The organism is Butyrivibrio sp., from assembly GCF_017940685.1.
Lineage (GTDB): Bacteria > Bacillota > Clostridia > Lachnospirales > Lachnospiraceae > Butyrivibrio.
The window spans coordinates 1-1,885 of record NZ_JAGAYD010000055.1; the positions used below are offsets into that span (position 1 = coordinate 1).

Annotated in this window: 1 protein-coding gene and 1 pseudogene; both read right to left on the reverse strand. The window is 46.1% G+C overall.

The window, feature by feature from the left end:
* Positions 1–135: 135 nt before the first annotated feature.
* Positions 136–1,404 carry an aconitase X gene (locus tag J6I68_RS04130; protein ID WP_292217712.1) on the reverse strand — a complete coding sequence of 423 codons (1,269 nt, stop codon included), beginning with the start codon at positions 1,402–1,404 and terminating at the stop codon, positions 136–138.
* Positions 1,405–1,425: 21 nt separating this feature from the next.
* A pseudogene (locus J6I68_RS04135) lies at positions 1,426–1,885 on the reverse strand (hypothetical protein); the annotation flags it as partial.

A 1,885-nucleotide genomic window follows, 5' to 3' on the forward strand; every position in this document is an offset into this window, starting at 1 on the left:
CGGTGATTAACCGTCAGCAGTTATTTATTGTGCTGTCAAGGGTGGCGTCCGGTTACCTCAATGTAAATATCTGCGATTTTCAAGGTTCATCTGAGCCTATTTTTTTGACTCAGTTTTTTCATAGATCATTTGACACTATCGTCCTGTGATCATGGATAATATCTTGTCGTCCTCATAAAAACGGCATGAGGTGTAAGTTCTGAGCTTGTTGGAGTTGGTAATTATTGGAACTGAATGTACAAGCGGATTGTCACAGTACATAAGCGGACAGATGTAGCTGAGAGTCAGCTTGATCTCCTGTGCCATGCTCTCTTCCCTTGTTCCCTTTATTGCCTCCAAAACCCCAGGAGCCGCGGTGAGAACTGTTGGTATTGTGGTAGTCTTTCTGCCGGAAGCCTTTACCCCTTCGTAAATGTCATCTATCCAGCCAACAAGCTCGTTCTTAGACAGATGAGGACAGCCTATAAAGCACATTTTCGGCTTTGCATCTGCATTCTTCCAAATGATGGGATAGCTGTCAATTACACGCTGTATCTCTGCATCATCGATAACGTAGGTCTTTGCGCCATCAGCAATAAGGCTCTCTCCAAGCTCAGCCGCCTCAGGAGTCAGCTTGTCAATGTGATAAAGACCTACCGCTCCATTTGATGCGGTAGCAGCGCCGAAATTCTTAAGATAGTCACACACACTTGGTGTAAGCTCTGTTCCAAGGTACTCAGAAAGGCCATAGACGTAGGGAACATCCTCCATTACTTTCATGCCAATGGCTGAACCAAGGACCTGTGCAGGAGGCAGTTTAGTAGTCTTAACTTCCACCTTCCATGTAGCCTTTCGCCCCTCGTCAGTTAAAAGTCCAAATTTGGGCACGCATCCGAGGATAGAGCCGAAAAGCTCAATGATTCCTGAGTTTCTGTTGCACCTTGCGCCAAGAACTGAATTGGCATAAACAACCGCTGATGACTCAGCCCAGCTTAAGATATCGCCTTTTTTGGGTCTGTTTCCCTGCTCATCAAAATAGCAGGCGCAGGAAAATCCGTCTTTACCTTTTAAGCCTAGCTTTTCAAGCTGTTTCTCATATCTTCCCTGCTCTGAGTACATGAACTTGTAAAATACCAGATCCTGCAGTGGACCTGAGGGAACGCTCTTATCAAGTGGCCTTGGGTCCATTGTAAACTTCTGCTTGGATACAACTCCCGCCTCAATAAGCTCATCCATCAGCTTGTAAACGGGGTCGATAACCTTAAGTCCAAAGCTTGTTACCAGATGTCCGTACTCTCCGGTAACCTCTGCCATTTCCTCTGCCCCAAAGAGTTCGCCATAGCGTACCAGCGTCTCCATGATCTTGGCGTAGGTCTTTCCCTTTTTTCCGTCATAGATTTCCTGTTGCTGTGCTGTAAGTCTCATCCTGCCTTCTCCTCCCAGATATCATTTGTTATTTTTTCTAAGCTCCCTTACCTTGTCTTTCAGTGAACTTACCAGTAAGTTTTTACCCTTAAACTCCACAGGCAGTTCTGCCTTTGGCATGATCTTCTCAATTCCAAGAAGGATCCTCTTCTGGTTGAGGGACAGCCTCTGAGCATATGCCCTTGCCAGCTGTTCATGGCGCTCCTCAGCAAGCTCTTTTCCCTCTGCTATTTTCTGCTCTATAACCTTAGGCGCAGCTGCCACCTTCTCGTATCTCTCCTGGGCCTTTTCATTGAATTCCTCATGCATCTGCTTAACATCCTTTAAAAGAGCAGAGAGACTGGCCTCAGTAAGGGCAAAATCCGCACCAAATATGGCAGCAAGGATAATTGCCAAAACTTCGTAGACAACAGGGCTTACTACCTCATGAACTCCCTCAATAGCAGGGATAAGGAACTTAACTACAGCTACACCAGCAAGA